This window comes from Nocardia sp. 852002-20019_SCH5090214 (assembly GCF_001665865.1).
GTDB classification, from domain to species: Bacteria; Actinomycetota; Actinomycetes; order Mycobacteriales; family Mycobacteriaceae; genus Nocardia; species Nocardia nova.
The window spans coordinates 33,890-47,232 of sequence record NZ_LZMK01000151.1 but is presented as its reverse complement, the minus strand read 5'-3'; the positions used below and the strand labels follow the sequence as shown (position 1 = coordinate 47,232).

16 protein-coding genes are annotated in these 13,343 nt (G+C 70.8%); 6 read left to right on the top strand and 10 right to left on the bottom strand.

The genetic code is table 11. The annotated features are described in order from the left end of the window. Positions 1-21: 21 nt before the first annotated feature. The 8 genes from A5780_RS12770 to A5780_RS12740 all read right to left on the bottom strand — a co-directional run bounded on the left by A5780_RS12770 (position 22) and on the right by A5780_RS12740 (position 5,989). Complete coding sequence (locus tag A5780_RS12770; protein ID WP_064908536.1) at positions 22-1,488, bottom strand: FAD-dependent oxidoreductase; 1,467 nt, start codon at positions 1,486-1,488, stop codon at positions 22-24. 32 nt (positions 1,489-1,520) lie between these two features. Further along, positions 1,521-1,643, bottom strand: a complete 123-nt coding sequence (locus A5780_RS42515; protein ID WP_255359447.1) for a hypothetical protein — start codon at positions 1,641-1,643, stop codon at positions 1,521-1,523. A 57-nt stretch (positions 1,644-1,700) separates the two neighbouring features. Beyond that, positions 1,701-1,931, bottom strand: coding sequence for a ferredoxin (locus A5780_RS40900; protein ID WP_063012752.1), 231 nt, complete (start codon positions 1,929-1,931; stop codon positions 1,701-1,703). Beyond that, entirely contained in the window at positions 1,928-3,166 is a 1,239-nt protein-coding gene (locus A5780_RS12760) for an NADH-ubiquinone oxidoreductase-F iron-sulfur binding region domain-containing protein (protein WP_064908535.1), read from the bottom strand. Before A5780_RS12760 ends, A5780_RS40900 begins: the two co-directional genes overlap by 4 nt. Beyond that, positions 3,163-3,732: a ferric reductase-like transmembrane domain-containing protein gene (locus A5780_RS12755; protein WP_064908534.1), complete on the bottom strand. Its 570-nt coding sequence runs from the start codon at positions 3,730-3,732 to the stop codon at positions 3,163-3,165. The genes A5780_RS12760 and A5780_RS12755 overlap by 4 nt, the downstream gene beginning before the upstream one ends. Continuing rightward, positions 3,729-4,655, bottom strand: a complete 927-nt coding sequence (locus A5780_RS12750; RefSeq protein WP_064908533.1) for an FAD:protein FMN transferase — start codon at positions 4,653-4,655, stop codon at positions 3,729-3,731. The genes A5780_RS12755 and A5780_RS12750 overlap by 4 nt, the downstream gene beginning before the upstream one ends. Continuing rightward, positions 4,652-4,918, bottom strand: coding sequence for a hypothetical protein (locus A5780_RS12745; protein ID WP_156769479.1), 267 nt, complete (start codon positions 4,916-4,918; stop codon positions 4,652-4,654). The genes A5780_RS12750 and A5780_RS12745 overlap by 4 nt, the downstream gene beginning before the upstream one ends. Positions 4,919-5,050: 132 nt before the next feature. Continuing rightward, positions 5,051-5,989, bottom strand: a complete 939-nt coding sequence (locus A5780_RS12740; protein WP_064908531.1) for a GlxA family transcriptional regulator — start codon at positions 5,987-5,989, stop codon at positions 5,051-5,053. A gap of 200 nt (positions 5,990-6,189) precedes the next feature. Between A5780_RS12740 and A5780_RS12735 the strand changes: the two genes are divergently transcribed. The 5 genes from A5780_RS12735 to A5780_RS12715 all read left to right on the top strand — a co-directional run bounded on the left by A5780_RS12735 (position 6,190) and on the right by A5780_RS12715 (position 10,409). Next, complete coding sequence (locus A5780_RS12735) at positions 6,190-6,882, top strand: DJ-1/PfpI family protein (protein ID WP_064908530.1); 693 nt, start codon at positions 6,190-6,192, stop codon at positions 6,880-6,882. 43 nt (positions 6,883-6,925) lie between these two features. After that, entirely contained in the window at positions 6,926-7,243 is a 318-nt protein-coding gene (locus tag A5780_RS12730) for a hypothetical protein (RefSeq protein WP_064901290.1), read from the top strand. Then, entirely contained in the window at positions 7,240-7,689 is a 450-nt protein-coding gene (locus A5780_RS12725; RefSeq protein WP_064901288.1) for a hypothetical protein, read from the top strand. Before A5780_RS12730 ends, A5780_RS12725 begins: the two co-directional genes overlap by 4 nt. Before the next feature lie 83 nt (positions 7,690-7,772). Then, on the top strand, positions 7,773-8,255 hold the full coding sequence (locus A5780_RS12720) for a hypothetical protein (RefSeq protein WP_064908529.1): 483 nt from the start codon (positions 7,773-7,775) through the stop codon (positions 8,253-8,255). A gap of 57 nt (positions 8,256-8,312) precedes the next feature. Further along, entirely contained in the window at positions 8,313-10,409 is a 2,097-nt protein-coding gene (locus A5780_RS12715) for a glycosyltransferase family 39 protein (RefSeq protein ID WP_064908528.1), read from the top strand. Between the two features lie 46 nt (positions 10,410-10,455). On the opposite strand, the gene A5780_RS12710 is transcribed toward A5780_RS12715, so the two are convergent. Together A5780_RS12710 and A5780_RS12705 are read right to left on the bottom strand one after the other, a co-directional pair. Next, complete coding sequence (locus tag A5780_RS12710; RefSeq protein WP_063012732.1) at positions 10,456-11,334, bottom strand: SAM-dependent methyltransferase; 879 nt, start codon at positions 11,332-11,334, stop codon at positions 10,456-10,458. A gap of 116 nt (positions 11,335-11,450) precedes the next feature. Further along, positions 11,451-12,383 carry an SDR family NAD(P)-dependent oxidoreductase gene (locus A5780_RS12705; protein ID WP_064908527.1) on the bottom strand — a complete coding sequence of 311 codons (933 nt, stop codon included), beginning with the start codon at positions 12,381-12,383 and terminating at the stop codon, positions 11,451-11,453. A gap of 103 nt (positions 12,384-12,486) precedes the next feature. Between A5780_RS12705 and A5780_RS12700 the strand changes: the two genes are divergently transcribed. Beyond that, a complete protein-coding gene (locus tag A5780_RS12700; RefSeq protein WP_064908526.1) occupies positions 12,487-13,332 on the top strand; it encodes a helix-turn-helix transcriptional regulator in 846 nt (281 codons plus the stop codon). Positions 13,333-13,343: the final 11 nt, after the last annotated feature.

The following is a 13,343-nucleotide window of genomic DNA, read 5'->3' as shown; positions in this document are numbered from 1 at the left end:
GGGTCCGGCGTAGCCGGACCGTCACAGCTGATCGAGATCGCGAGTTGCCGGTCCCTCCAGCAGTTTTCCGTCGTGGGTGAATCGCGAGCCGTGCAGCGGGCAATCCCACGAACGCTCGGCGTCGTTCCAGTTGAGGATGCCGTGCAGATGTGGGCAGATCGGTGAGACGGCCGAAGTGGTGCCGTCGACGGTGCAGACTCCGGCGGGCCGGATTCCGCGGCGCTCCACTCTGCCCTCGCCCTCGGCGGGGGTGTCGCCACCGCCGAAGGCCGCGCTCAGCCAGCCGGTCGTCAGATGCCGTGCGACTTGGAGATTCATCGACGCGGCCTTCACCAGCCCGGTCACTTCGCTGCCGCGCCAGGTGCGATACGCCTGCGCCCACGGCTGATGGCCGCCGAGCACGGTGCCGGCCAGCGCGAGGCCCGCCGCCACCGCATTGGTCATTCCCCATTTCGCGTAGCCGCTGGCGACGAGGATGTGATCGCTGCCCGGCAGCAGCGGTCCGGCGTAGGGCAGTTCGTCGATGGCCGAATAGTCCTGGGCCGACCAGCGGTGGGTCAGCTCGGCGTCGGGGAAGTGGGTGCGCGTCCAGGTGTACATGTCGGCGACGTGCGCCTTCTCCGAGCGGGTGCGGCCGACGACGTGCCCGCTGCCGCCGACGAGCAGCAGATCCTCCCCGTCGTGCGGGGCGTACCGCAGCGACCGCGTGGGCTGGTCGGCAGACAGGTACATGTCGTGCGGGAATACGCCGGGCACCCGGAACGCGGCCGCGTAGGAGCGGTGCGGCTCCAGTCGCGCGAAGTACCCGCCGCGGTCGAGAATCGGTGTGCCCGTGGCCAGCACGACGGTTCCGGCGCGGATATCGCCGCGGTCGGTCGACACCGTATCGCCGTGGACGGCGTGCACGCGGGTGTGTTCGAAGATCGTCGCACCGTGCCGGCAGGCCTGCAGGGTCAGTCCCTCGAGGACGTCCATCGGATCGAACTGCGCCTGGTCCGCCAGTCGCACGGCGCCGTAGGTGGGGAACGGCAGGGCGGTGTCGTCGGACCACGCGACGTCGAGACCGGCTCGCTCACAGGCGCGAAATTCCTTGCGCACCGAGTCGGTTCCGGCTTCGGTACCGGCGTAGGTGATCGCGTCGGCGCGCTGGGTGGCGATGTCGTTCTCGGCGCAGAACCGCAGCAGCCATTGCTGGCCCTCCAGATTCGCGTCGACGTATTTGCGCACCGTGGCCGTCGAATGCTTCGCGGTGATCGCCGAGAGGTGGGTGCCCTGCAGCAAGCTGAGCTTGCCGGTGGTGTTGCCGGTCGCGGCCGCGCCGATCGTGCGGCCCTCGAGGACCGCGACCGTGCTCCCGGCGCGCGCGAAGAGCAACGCGGTCACCAGACCGGTGAGCCCGGCGCCGACGACCACAACGTCGTACTCCCCGCCGGGATCCGGAGTCACCGGGACCGAGACGGGCGTTCGATCGAGCCACAGAGATGTCACCGAACCAGCCTCCTGTCGTTCCGCGCGCCTCGTCACCGCAGGTTGCCCTCTTTGTCCGGCGGCTCCGTCGGACCCGACCGGTGATTGTGGATCGTGCGGTACAGCACCACCGCCGCGACCAGGACTACCAAACCGGCGATCACCAGTAATTCCATACCGAGCCCTTACCCGGGATGGTCGTCTTCAACCCGGGTCATCGGATCCGCCGCAGCTCACCCGATCCGCCGCAGCGACAGGGCCAGGCGCGGGCACAGGCTCACCGCGTCGCGGGCCGCGGCGGCCGCACCGCTGTCGAGGACCGGATCGCGGTGGTCGCGGGTGAGCGGAAAGCCCCAGTCGTCGCGGGCGATGGCATGGGGCAGCAGTTCGCTGCACAGGCCGCGGCCGTCGCAGCGAGTCCAATCGATGTGCAGGCGCCAGGTGGGGCGATCGGGTGCGGTCACAGCGCGGCTCCCCGGGAACGGGCACGGCAGGAACCGTGCCGGTGGCGGGCGATTTCCTCGGCGAAGACAGCCAGGGCCGAACGTGCCAGGCGTGCGGTCCCGTCGGGGTGGTGGCAGGCGCCGCGACCGTCGACCAGATCGGCGATGCGGGCGACGTCTTGGGGCCGGGTGCGGCCGCGGGCCGCCAGATCGCCGACGGTGCGGGCCAGCTGCGGTAATCCGTTCCGGCACGGCCCGCACTGTCCGGCGCTCTGGGCGGCGAGGTACGCGATGATGTCCGCGGTGACCCGCAGCCCGCATTCGTCGTGGCGGAGTACGCGTACAACCCCGGCGCCGGGCGATGCGTGCCGGTGTCGCAGGGCGTTTCGGGACATTGCCGCGCCGGCCAGTGCGCTGCCCGGCAGCCAGGTGCCGTGGTATCCGCCGATCAGCACCGCCTGGACCTGGGCCGGATCGGTGCGCCCGAACCGCTGGATCAATTCGATCAGGCCGGTGCCGATCGGGATCTCCACGACGCCGGATGCGGTGGTGCCGGACAGGGTGACCAGCATGGTGCCGGGTTCGTCGGGGGTTCCGGCAGAGCGGAACCAGGCCGGGCCGAATCGGGCCAGCAGTGCCAGATGCGCGAGCGTCTCCACGTTCTGCACCAGCGTCGGGCGGCCGTTCAGCCCGGATCGAGAGGTGCTGACCGGCTTGTCCCGCGGTATCGGTGCGCGACCGGCCAGCCGCTCCAGAACCGCGCTCTTCTCCCCGGCCAGGAAGCCGTCGGCGGCCGGGGTGAGATCCACGCGCCGCGTGTCGTAGCCGGTGGACTGCCGCTCGGTGAGGGCGTGCCGAATCGGGTCGAGCAGTCGCTCCGGTGCGTACAGGTGGCATCGCCGCGCCCCCACGGCGGCGGCCGCCACGGACAGTCCGTCGAGCACCAGATGCGGTGCGCGCCAAAGCAATACCGCGTCCTTGTCGCTGGCCGGCTCGCCCTCGGCGCCGTTGGCGACCACGACGGCGCCCCGGCCGTCGGCCACCGCCGCGAGTTTGCGCGCCACCGGGAAGCCCGCGCCCCCGCGACCGGTGAGACCGGCAGCAGCCACCACGTCGATGAACTCGCTGCCGACCGCGCGGGCGGGGCCGTAGGAGGCCGCATGCGCGGAAAGGCTGGAATCGCCGGCCGCCAGCAATCGGTCGGTGCCGGCCGGGGCGGGTGGAGTCGCGGGATTTCCGGTCAGTGTCGCCGTCATCGCCGGCTCCTTTCGGGGACTGTGGTGAATTCGGTGAAACCGCGGCTGAACCGCGAGACGCCGGCGGTGGCGACGGCGAGAACGCACGCGCCGACGAGGACGAGCATCCAGATCCGGTCGACGTCACTTCCCGATCCGAGCGTGTGGATCAGGGCCACCGGCCACAGTGCGTACACCGACCAGTGCACCAGGCGGAAGACTGTGGGGCCCAGCCGATGTCGCAGCAGCGCGGTGATCACGACGACGGCCATCAGGTCGACGGCCAGGGTGCCGAAACCCACCCACAGCGGCCGATAGCCGCCGGTGAACGGCACCACCACGGTCAGCAGCCGCAACTGGGCGTACGGATCGAGGAGCATCGCCAGCACGTGCAGCGCGACGAATGCCGTCGCCGACAGTGCCGCGCCGCGGTGGAATTCGGCGAGGCCGGCGCGGGGAAGCAGGACGGCCCGCCCGGAGCGCGCGGCGATCCCGGCGACGGCCGCGACGGTCAGCAGAATCAGTGCCGTGATCCCGCCGGCCCGGCCGAACGCCCACAATGCCTGGTCGAACGCAGAGGTATTCATCGAATTCCGTCCGGCTCGTCGGGCCAGCCGCCGAGGATGAGGACTCGCCCGTGCCGGTCCACCAGCCGGGCCGGCAGCCCGGCGGAACGCAGCCACGGCAGTGCCGCACGCCCGCGCACGACCGCGGCGGTGGCGGCCGCATTGGCCGCGAGGCAGGAGTCGGCGGCCACCGACACCGTGCGCCAGACCGGCTCCGCGGCACACCCGGTGCGGGGATCGAGGATGTGGTGCAGCGGCCGTCCCCCGCGAATCCAGCGCCGTCGCACCGTACTCGAGGTGGCGATCGCCGCACCCGCGGGCAGTCGGACGAGGGCGGCGGGCTGGGTCGCATCGTCCTGGACGAGCACCTGCCAGTGCCCGTCGGGAGCGGGCCCGGCGGTGGCGATGTCGCCGCCCAGGCTCACCAGTACGCCGCAGTCGAGTTCCTCGGCGACCGTGCGCGCACACCGGTCGGCGGCCAGGGCCTTCGCCGTCGCGCCGAAGTCGAGCCGCACGCCGGCGGGCAGCGTCACCGACCGCGGCGACCGGATCACCTGCGACCAGTCGGGTCGCCGGGTGACGCTCAGCGGGACGACCACCGGCCCGGCGATGATCTGCGTGAAATCGCGGTCGTAGCCGAGGTTGTCGAGGTCGGCGCCGACCGTCGGATCGACATCGCCGTCGGTGTCGCGAGCGACGGTCAGGGCCGCGTCGAGATATTCGTCGAACAACGCGCTGACGGTGACCGGGCGGCCGGGTGTCAGCATGCCGATTTCGGAATCGGCGCGAAAACGGTTGCAGGCGTTGTCGACTCGATCCAGGTGAGCGTCGACGAGGCGGCGCGCCCCGGCCAGGGCGGCCGGATCGGTGACGACGAGGCGAGCGGTGGTGCTCCACAGCTCCCATTCGGCTGCGGCGGTCTCCGCCGCGTGTGTCGAGGTCATGAGCCGCTCGAACGCGCGTGCGCGGTGCCCTGGCCGGGGCTCAGCTGGGGCACGGTGCCCTCGGTGCCGGAGGACTGATCGGTGCTCGCGCTGCCGGTGCTCGCGCTGCCGGTGTTGTCGGTGATGCTGGTGTTGGTGGTCGCGGCGGACTGGTTGTCGGCGTATGCGACGACCGCCGCCGTCGTGGTGCCGACGGCGCCGACGGCCAGGAGTACCCCGGCCGCTGTCCGGCCCACGCGGCGGTTCGGATGTGACGTTCCCATATCGGTCACCTGCTCGTTCGGTGCTGTGCCGACGCGCGTCGGCCCTCTCTGAAAGGCCAGCATGCGGACCGAGGCTGGGTGTGAGCTGTGCGTGAGCAATGAGTTGCCGGGGCGGCGACCGTGAGCTGAAGATCAGCTGAAGCTGCGGCGATAGCTGTGCGGACTGACTCCGGTGGTGCGTTTGAACCGCTCGCGGAAGGTGGTGGGCGAACCGAATCCGACCTGGGCGCCGATGCGTTCGACCGAATGGGTGGTGGATTCCAGCAGATGCTGGGCGCGGCGGATGCGGGCGCGATGCAGCCACTGCAGGGGCGTGGTGCCGGTGTGCTCGCGGAAGCGGCGAAGGAGGGTGCGGGTGCTGACTCCGGCGCGCGCGGCGATCTCGTCGAGGGTCACGTCGGCCGCGAGGTTGGTCTCGAGCCAGTTCAGCAGCGGCTCGAGATCGGAGCCGCGCGGCGTGGGCGCGAAGCCGTGGACGATGAATTGGGCTTGTCCGCCTTCGCGTTCCAACGGCATCACCGAGAGCCGGGCGGTGTCCGCGGCCACCGCCGAACCGTAGTCGCGGCGGATCATGTGCAGGCACAGGTCCAGGGCCGCGGCGGCGCCGGCCGAGGTGAGGATCTGGCCGTTGTCGACGTAGAGCACATCCGGGTCCACCTCGATCGCCGGATACGCGGCCGCCAGCTCGGCGGCGGCGATCCAGTGCGTGGTGGCGCGCAGCCCGTCGAGCAGTCCGGTGGCGGCGAGCGGGAAGGTGCCCGAGCAGATCGAGGCGATGCGCGTGCCGTGCGCGGCCGCGCTACGCAGCGCGTCCCGGACGGCGGGCGAAATCGGTGCGGCCGGGTTCGCGGTGCCGGGCACCATGATGGTGTCGGCGTCCTCGAGTCCGGCCAGCCCCCAGGGAGCACGCAAGCTGAAGGCACCGGCGTCGACCTCGGGTTGTTCCGCGCAGACCCGGACCTGATAGCCGGGGCGGCCGTCGGGCAGCCGGGTCCGGGTGAAGGCCTCGATCGGGGCGGCGAGGTCGAACGAGACGACCCCTTCCAGGGCGAGGACGGCGACGGTGTGCATGGCCGGAACATACCTCGTCGCCGCCTGTGATGTTCGCCATGATGCTCCGGACATCGCCCTCTTATTCCAGGTGATAGCGACTTTTTCGAGGTATGTCGTTTTCCCGTCGAAACCTGTCGAAAACGCCACTGGGAACCGCGTACCCGCCCGAATACCGTCAGGCCGTGCCCGGGCGGCCGGGCGGATTCGAAGGGATTCCCATGCATGCTCAGATCGTCCTGTTCGACGGGTTCGATCCGCTGGACGTCATCGCCCCCTACGAGGTGCTCTATGCCGGCGGGACCGCATCCGACGGTGCCGTGAGCGTCGAACTGGTCTCGGCGGAAGGGCCGCGGGAGGTGGTGAGCGGCACCGGCGGCCTGACCTTGCGCGCTACCGCGGCGCTCGATCCGGCGCGGCCCGGTGTGGTGCTGGTCCCCGGCGCCTCGGGCCGCATCGGCGAGCCGGGGGAGATGCCGGATCAGGATGCCGGGGCCGCCGGCGAGTGGCGTCGCGACGAATCGATCCCGGTTCTGCTCGGCCGCACGCTGACCACCGGACTGCCCGAGCTGCTCCGCGCGGCGATGGCGAATCCGCGGATCACGGTTGCCGCCGTCTGCGGCGGGTCGTTGATTCTCGCCATGGCCGGGCTGGTGGAGGGGCGTCCGGCGACCACCCATCATCTGGGACTGGATCTGCTCGAGGCCACGGGCGTGCAGGCCGTGGACGCGCGAGTGGTCGACGACGGCGATCTCGTCACCGGCGCCGGCGTCACCTCCGGGCTCGACCTCGGGCTCCATCTGCTCGAACGCGAGGTCGGGCCGCGCATCGCGCACGCGGTCGAGCGGCTGTTCGCGCACGAACGCCGCGGCATCGTCTGGCGTCGCCAGGGCCCCGTTCCCGTCACCGTCTGATCCGACCTGCTCACCCACGACACATCCGAGGAACAACTGCGTCATGTCCGCCGAAGGCATTTGGGATCTGTCCATCTCCACCCCGATCGGCAGGATTGCCGTCGAACTCGATATCCATCGCGAGAACGGCACCCTCGCCGGCACGGCAAGCGGTGCGGGCGAACGGGTTTCGCTGCACGACATCGTGCTCGATGGTGATCGGCTCACCTGGAATCAGGCCGTCAGGAAACCGATGCGCCTGAATCTCGCCTTCGCGGTGACCGTCGAGGGCGACGCGCTCACCGGCACCGCCAAGGCGGGACGCCTGCCCGCGTCGAAGGTCACCGGCGTGCGCCGCGGTGGAGCGGAGCACATCCGGTGACGAAAGTGCTGCTGTCGCTGCATGTTCTGGCCGCGGTGATCGCGATCGGCCCGGTTGCCGTCGCTGCCAGTATGTTTCCCCCAGCCCTGCGCCGGGCCGCCGGATCGGCCGACATGAACGCGAATCTTCAAGTACTGCACCGCATTTGCCGGGTATACGCGGCCGTCGGGCTCGCGGTTCCGATCTTCGGGCTGGCCACCGGCGCCGCCCTGGGTGTACTCGGCACGGGATGGCTGATCACGTCGATCGCCCTCACCGCTGCCGCCGCCGCGATCCTGGGCACGATGATCCTGCCCGACCAACGCGCCGCGCTCACGACCGTGGCAGCCGGCCGCGTCGATGCCACGGCCGCGCGCCTGGCCATGTCGGCCGGAATCTTCAACCTGCTGTGGGCGATCGTCGCGGTGCTGATGGTCGTACGCCCGGGATCGACCACCGGCGTCTGAATTGTCGGCGTGTCCGGTCGCGACACGACGACGATCGCGCCGGGGTCGGTGCATTGCGAGGCCGGCCGGAATACCGTGGACGTATGCGCGCTGTCGTCCATCTGGTGCTGTTCGCCTGTGGGGTCGTGATGGCGGTCGGAGCGTTCGGGCCGTTCGTCGGAGTTGTGCAGGCCCGCCACATCCGGCTCGCCGATATCCGCGACGGCTTCGCGACCGGAATCCCGCTGGACGGGGTGCAGGCCCAGGCGACGCAGCTGCGCGCGTCCTACACGGTGGTGTTGCTGCTCGTCGCTCTGGTGATGCTGTTGGCGGGGCTGTTCGGCTCGCGCGTCCTGGGATGGCTGGCGGTGCTGGCCGGAATCGCGGCGATCGCGGTACCGGCTTGGCGATTGGATCAGCGGTTCGACAGACAGTTGCGCGACGACTACCAGCATCTTCTCACCGGCACGTGGGGGTTGTACCTGTTCGGCGGTGCGGTGGTGGTCGCCGTCCTCGCGCTGCTCGTGCCCGGTGAGCGTCCCCGGCGCCGGGCGGTCGCGGCCGCGGGGCAGAAGCCGGCCCGCTAGGCGTTCATCGCAACCTCACTGCTCGCTCACAGGTAGCTGTGGAGCTGCGCGGGCTGAATAGGCACCGTGACTACATCACTCCTCGAGAATTCGCCGGTGGTACCGCCCGAGCTCGCGAAACCCGGCGCCGCTCCCGGATTCGGCGGCAGAGCCGTCGAGCGGGCCGGTCTGGCGGTGCTCCTGATCGCGACGGCGGTGATGTACCTGTGGAACATCACCGTCAACGGGATGGGCAACCAGTTCTACGCCGGCGCCGCCTGGGCCGGATCGAAGAACTGGGAGGCGATGCTGTTCGGCTCCCTGGATCCGGCGAATTTCATCACCGTCGACAAGCCACCCGTCTCGCAGTGGGTGATGGGGTTGTCCGGTCGCATCTTCGGCTTCTCCAGCGCGAGCATGCTCGTTCCGCAGGCGTTGATGGCGGTGGCCGCGGTCGCCCTGCTCTACGGCGCGGTCCGGCGGATCACGAACAACCACTGGACGGCGGTGCTCGCGGGCGCGGCGCTGGCGCTGACACCGGTGGCGGCGTTGATGTTCCGATTCGACAATCCGGACGCGGTCATGGTGCTGCTCATGACGGCCGCCGCCTATGCCACGGTGCGGGCACTCGACCGCGCCTCCACGACGTGGCTGCTGCTGGCCGGTGCGGCGTTGGGCTTCGCGTTCCTGGCGAAGATGCTCGAGGGGCTGATGGTGCTGCCCGCGCTGGGCGTGGCCTACCTCGTGGCCGCTCCGACGTCGCTGCGCACCCGCCTGCTGCAACTGCTCGGCGGACTCGCCGCGCTGCTGGTGTCCAGCGGCTGGTATGTGCTGCTCACGCTCTGGTGGCCCGCGTCGAGCCGCCCGTACCTGGCCGGCTCGACCGACGACAACTTCATGAACCTGGTGCTCGGGTACAACGGTTTCGCCCGGGTGCTCGGCCGCAATCACGGTGGTGGGGCGGCGCCGGCGCCCGCGGCCCAGGCGGCCGCGTCGGCCCACGCGGCCCCGCCCGCGGACGCGCACAACGGATTCGGTGGCTTCGGCGGGCAGGTGCACGGTGTGCAGCGGTTGTTCACCGGGGAGTTCGGCTTCGAGATCGGCTGGTTACTGCCGGCCGCGTTACTGGCGATGGTGCTGGTGCTCATCTCGCGCGGCCGCGCCCCGCGCACCGATCGGATCCGTGCGGCGGCCATCGTGTTCGGCGGCTGGATCGTCATCGACGGCGGTGTGCTCAGCTACATGAACGGCATGGTGCATCCGTACTACTGCCTCTCGATCGCCCCGGCGGTCGCCGGAATGTTCGCGGTCGGCGTCGCCGAACTGTGGAACCGGCGGCACACGGCTTTCGGCCGATTCGGCACGGCCGCACTGCTGGTGGTGACGGGCGTGTGGAGTGTCGTTCTGCTGCACCGCAACAGCGGCTGGTATCCGGAGCTGCGCTGGACGATCGCGGTGGTGACGATCGCCGCAGCGGTCGTACTGGTGTTGCCCCGGACCTACGACGTGTCTCGCCGACTCGCCGCCGTCGTCCTGACGATCGGGCTGATCGGTGCTCTGGCGGGCGGTGCGGCCTACTCGTTCGCGACCGTCGCCACCGCGCACTCCGGCGGCGGACCGACCGTCGGCCCGGCGCAGGCCGGCGGGCGTGGCGACTTCGGTCGGACGCGTCCGGATCCGCAGCTCTCGGCGATGCTGAAGGCGACGACCGCGACCTGGGCGGCGGCGACCAACGGTTCGTCCGCGGCCGCCGCGCTCGAACTGGAAAGCGGCAGGCCGGTGATGGCGATCGGCGGGTTCTCCGGCAGTGACCCGGTGCCGACGTCGGCGCAGTTCCAGGCCGACGTGAAGGACGGGAAGATCGCCTACTACGTCGTTCAGGCCGACGGTCGCAACCAAGGTCCGGCGGATGTGCGGGAGCAGGCCGCGCCCGGCGACCGGAATCCGGGCACGACCGGGCGCGCCGAGGGTGCGACCACGAGCCGGGGCCGGGAGCAGACGGCACCGGGAAGCACGCCGGGGCAGCCGCAGCCGGACACCACCGAGAACAGCGGCGGCCCGGGCGGTTTCGGCCGCAATCAGCATGCCGACATCACCGCCTGGGTCACCGCCACCTTCCCGGCTCAGCACCTCGGCAACGTCACGGTGTACAACCTGAGCGGATACCGGGGGTAGGAGTGCGACAGCGGCTCGGTGGGCGAATCCGATTGCCGCACACGGCTCACGGCCGGGTGACGGTCGCCAGATTGATCAGTGACTGCTGGCGGCCGTCGGGGCCCGCCGGGGTGTGGCCGAGGCTGCGAATGTAGTCGGGAAGGTAGACGCGCTCACCGCTCCATCCGCGGTCGGTGAACCAGGTGGTGGCCTCGCTGCGCGGCTCGTTGTAGATCAACTTCACCCATTCCGAGCCGGATTCTCCGTCTGCTGCCAGGGCTTCGGCGGCCTCGGCGGGCAGGGGATCCATCTGTTCGACGGCGGCCCGGCTGCCGGGTGCGCTGAGCGAGTGAACCGTATCGAACAGCCGGTCCTGGGCGGCGGGTGTGAGGTAGATCAGCAGCCCCTCGATCAACCACGCGGTCGGCCGGTCGGAGTCGAAGCCGCTGTCGCGCAGGGCTTTCGGCCAATCGCCGCGCAGATCGACCGCCACCTCCCGGCGATCCGCGATCGGTTCGCGCCCGGCCTGCGCGAGGGTCGCGCGCTTGTACTCGAGTACCCGCGGCCGGTCCAGTTCGTAGACTGTGCAGCCCGCCAGCCACGGCAGTCGATAGGCGCGTGCGTCCAGGCCCGCCGCGAGCACCGCCACCTGCCGGATTCCCGACGACACCGCGGCCTCCAGGTAGTCGTCGAAATAGCGGGTGCGGAAGAGCTGATGCTGCTGGAACGGGATGCCGAAATCGGTTGTCAGCAAGGGATGTTCAGGCAGTCGTCCTGCCATCAGATCCGCCCACTCGCCGCCCGCGGCCGAGACGAACAGCTCGGCGAGCGGGTCCCGAGCCGGAGCGTCGTCCGCGCGGCCGCCCAGGGCGCGAGCGGCCGCGACGAACAATGCCGTGGATCCGACACCGGTGTTGATATCCCAGGAATCCTCGTCGGTACGCATGATGGCCAACCTACCGACCGGGGTGCGGCCCGGCAGGTACCCGCGCCGCGCCTGTGTGAATCCGCCATGAAACCCCTGCCACCACGTGTTTCCCGCCATCGAGCGGGGATTGCCGCCTATGCCCGCACGCGCTCGAGCAGCTCGGTGGTCGCCTCCCACAGGCGGCGCTCGCGGTCACGGTCGTGGGCGACCGGCTGCACCTCGGTGAGCGCGGTCTTCACCACGAAGGCGCCGTCGCGCAGGTGTGCCCACTTCTCGTCGAGGGCCATCGAGGCCAGGAGCGGTCCCGAGCGTTGCGGGGTCGAGACGCCGGGGAGCCGGCCGATAGCGCGGCCGATCGCTTGCACCGGCGCGGGAGCGCCGCGGCCGAGCGCGGTACCCGGCATCCAGCCCGGTTCGAAGACCGAGACGTTGATTTCGGGGCCGGCGTGGCGCTGCAGTTCGTGGGCGTAGTACAGAATCGCCAGCTTGGCGTTGGAGTACGCGACCCCCGATGCGGTCATGCCCGGCGCCCGCTCGCCGGTGGCCGGGCGAGCGAGATCGAGCGGATCGGCCCATTCGGCCTCGGCGACATGGAGCAGCCTGCGCCAGAAGTTGGCGTGATAGGTGTTCGAACCGAGCAGAACGATCCGCGCCGGGGCGGTGAACACGTCGAGCAGATCGCCGATGAGCTGGGCGTGGGCGAGGTAGTTGACGGCGAAGGTCGTCTCGTAACCGTCGGGCGTGGCTTGCCGGGTGTCGGCGGACATGATGCCGGCATTGGCGATCAGTGCGCGCAGTGGTCGCACGGCACCGGAGGAGAGAAGTTCGCGCACGGTCGTCGCGGCGGCGCGGACATCGGTGAGATCGGCCAGATCGCAACCGATTTCGCGGACCCGGGCGCCGCGCGCACGGGCCTCGTCGGCGATCGCGGTCAGATCCGGCCCGGCGCGGCCGACCAGAAGGAGGTCGGGACGCTGTCCGACCGGGCGGCCGGCCATCGCCAGCGTGGTGGCGCGGCCCAGGTTGCGGGTCGGGCCGGTGATGAGAACAGTTCCGGTTTCTGTCATGTCCCCAGCGTGCCGACCGGGCCGGGCCGTAGGCAGTCGTCCGGTTGTCGTAGGACTGCCAGGGCCAGGACAAGCCGGCGCGCGCTCGCGCAGACTGGAGTACGTGGAAGCGTGGGAATTCGGCCGGACGGTGCGCCGCTGGCGCGACCGGGTGGCGCCCGAGGCCGTCGGCGTGCCGGTGGGGTCCCGGCGCCGGGCCGCCGGATTGCGCCGGGAGGAACTGGCCGCGCTCGCCGGCATCTCCGCCGACTACCTCACCCGCCTGGAACAGGGGCGCGCGACCGCGCCGTCGGCGCAGGTGGTGGAGGCACTGGCCCGGGCGCTGCGCCTGACGGATGCCGAACGTGACCTGCTCTACCGGTTGGCCGGGCATGCCGCACCGGGCCCGGACGTCGTGCCCTCGCGGATCACCGCGAGCGTGCAACGACTGCTCGACCGGTTGTCGCACACGCCGGTCGTCGTCTACGACGCGAGCTGGACGCTGGTGATGGCCAACGCGCCGTACAACGCGCTGATGGGCGACACCACCGCGTGGCGCGGCGTGGAGCGCAATGCGGTGTGGCGCAACATCACTCGCATGCCGACCCGGGTCGTGCACTCCGAGCGGGAGCAGGCGGAGCACGAAGCCCGGCTCGTGGCCGACCTGCGCCTGACCGCCTCCCGCTATCCCGCCGACCGCACCCTGCGGCGCCTCATCACCGACCTCGGCGCGGCGGGTTCGACGTTCACCGACCTCTGGAACTCCGAGACGCCACCGCCCGCGCCGGACCCGTCGAGGCGGAAGACGATCGACCACCCGGCGGTCGGCCTGATCACCCTCGACTGCGACACCCTGATCGTCACTCTCGATGATCTGCGCATTTCCGTCTACACCGCCGAGCCCGGTACCGAGGACGCCGCCCGTCTCGACCTGGCGATCGTGCTGGGCACGCAATCGCTGGCACCGTGAGCACCCCGGTG

What these genes read in the sequence shown, in the direction of transcription:
- A5780_RS12720 (WP_064908529.1), top strand. Translation starts at nt 7,773, where the DNA reads ATGCGCGCTGTCGTCCATCTGGTGCTGTTCGCCTGTGGGGTCGTGATG.
- A5780_RS12710 (WP_063012732.1), bottom strand. Translation starts at nt 11,334, where the DNA reads ATGCGTACCGACGAGGATTCCTGGGATATCAACACCGGTGTCGGATCC.
- A5780_RS12750 (WP_064908533.1), bottom strand. Translation starts at nt 4,655, where the DNA reads ATGACCTCGACACACGCGGCGGAGACCGCCGCAGCCGAATGGGAGCTG.
- A5780_RS12755 (WP_064908534.1), bottom strand. Translation starts at nt 3,732, where the DNA reads ATGAATACCTCTGCGTTCGACCAGGCATTGTGGGCGTTCGGCCGGGCC.
- A5780_RS12705 (WP_064908527.1), bottom strand. Translation starts at nt 12,383, where the DNA reads ATGACAGAAACCGGAACTGTTCTCATCACCGGCCCGACCCGCAACCTG.
- A5780_RS12730 (WP_064901290.1), top strand. Translation starts at nt 6,926, where the DNA reads ATGTCCGCCGAAGGCATTTGGGATCTGTCCATCTCCACCCCGATCGGC.
- A5780_RS42515 (WP_255359447.1), bottom strand. Translation starts at nt 1,643, where the DNA reads ATGGAATTACTGGTGATCGCCGGTTTGGTAGTCCTGGTCGCGGCGGTG.
- A5780_RS12745 (WP_156769479.1), bottom strand. Translation starts at nt 4,918, where the DNA reads ATGGGAACGTCACATCCGAACCGCCGCGTGGGCCGGACAGCGGCCGGG.
- A5780_RS12740 (WP_064908531.1), bottom strand. Translation starts at nt 5,989, where the DNA reads ATGCACACCGTCGCCGTCCTCGCCCTGGAAGGGGTCGTCTCGTTCGAC.
- A5780_RS12760 (WP_064908535.1), bottom strand. Translation starts at nt 3,166, where the DNA reads ATGACGGCGACACTGACCGGAAATCCCGCGACTCCACCCGCCCCGGCC.
- A5780_RS12735 (WP_064908530.1), top strand. Translation starts at nt 6,190, where the DNA reads ATGCATGCTCAGATCGTCCTGTTCGACGGGTTCGATCCGCTGGACGTC.